The sequence below is a fragment of the Pseudomonas sp. F8002 genome, assembly GCF_013385495.1.
GTDB lineage: Bacteria > Pseudomonadota > Gammaproteobacteria > Pseudomonadales > Pseudomonadaceae > Aquipseudomonas.
Map to the genome: position 1 here is coordinate 1 of NZ_JACAPW010000071.1, position 1,538 is coordinate 1,538.

Sequence of the window (1,538 nt, forward strand, 5' to 3'; positions counted from 1 at the left end):
CATGCCGACGCCGCCGCCGTGGTGCAACGAAACCCAGGTCGCGCCGCTGGCGGTGTTGAGCAAGGCGTTGAGCAGTGGCCAGTCGGACACGGCGTCGGAACCGTCCTGCATCGATTCGGTTTCACGGTTGGGGCTGGCCACCGAGCCGGAGTCCAGGTGGTCGCGGCCGATCACGATGGGTGCCGACAGCTCGCCGCTGCGCACCATTTCGTTGAATGCCAGGCCGAGCTTGGCGCGCTGGCCCAGGCCAACCCAGCAGATACGCGCCGGCAGGCCCTGGAAGCTGATGCGCTCGCGGGCCATGTCCAGCCAGTTGTGCAGGTGCGCGTCGTCCGGGATCAGCTCTTTGACTTTGGCGTCGGTCTTGTAGATGTCTTGCGGGTCGCCCGACAGCGCAGCCCAACGGAACGGGCCGATGCCACGGCAGAACAACGGACGGATGTAGGCCGGGACGAAACCCGGGAAGTCGAAGGCGTTTTCCACGCCCACTTCTTGCGCCATCTGACGGATGTTGTTGCCGTAGTCGAACGTCGGGATGCCTTGTTTCTGGAACTCGAGCATGGCCTTGACGTGCACGGCCATCGACTGCTTGGCGGCCTTGATCACTTCGGCCGGTTCGGTCTTGGCGCGGGCGCGGTATTCGTCCCAGGTCCAGCCGGCGGGCAGGTAGCCGTTGAGCGGGTCGTGGGCGCTGGTCTGGTCGGTGACCATGTCCGGGCGCACGCCACGCTTGACCAGCTCCGGAAGGATTTCAGCGGCGTTGCCCAGCAACGCGATGGAGATCGCCTGGCCGGCCTTGGTGTATTTGTCGATGCGCGCCAGGGCGTCGTCGAGGTCGGTGGCTTGTTCGTCGACGTAGCGGCTGCTCAGGCGGAAGTCGATGCTGACCTGCTGGCATTCGATGTTCAGCGAGCAGGCACCGGCCAGGGTCGCGGCCAGTGGCTGTGCGCCGCCCATGCCGCCGAGGCCGGCGGTCAGGACCCAACGGCCCTTGAGGTCATCGTTGTAGTGCTGGCGACCGGCTTCGACGAAGGTTTCGTAGGTGCCCTGCACGATGCCCTGGCTGCCGATGTAGATCCAGCTGCCGGCGGTCATCTGGCCGTACATGGCCAGGCCCTTGGCATCCAGTTCGTTGAAATGCTCCCAGCTCGCCCAGTGCGGTACCAGGTTGGAGTTGGCGATCAGCACGCGCGGGGCGTTGCTGTGGGTCTTGAACACGCCGACGGGTTTGCCGGATTGCACCAGCAGGGTTTCGTCGTCGTTGAGGTTGGTCAGGCTTTCGACGATCTTGTCGTAGCATTCCCAGTTACGTGCCGCACGGCCGATGCCGCCGTACACCACCAGTTCTTTCGGATTTTCGGCAACCTGCGGGTCGAGGTTGTTCATCAACATGCGCAGCGGCGCTTCAGTCAGCCAGCTTTTGGCGGTCAGCGTGTTGCCGCGTGCGGCACGGATTTCAACGTCACGGTATTGGGTAGGCTTGGTCACAAAAAAATCCTCAACGATCAATGCGCGAACATTGATGGGTGCGAAGAGGA

1 protein-coding gene is annotated in these 1,538 nt (G+C 63.8%); it reads right to left on the reverse strand.

The window, feature by feature from the left end; translation table 11 throughout:
* A partial coding sequence (gene hutU, locus HX811_RS31840) for a urocanate hydratase (protein WP_177048890.1) occupies window positions 1-1,488 on the reverse strand: 1,488 nt, incomplete at its 3' end.
* Between the last annotated feature and the right edge of the window lie 50 nt (window positions 1,489-1,538).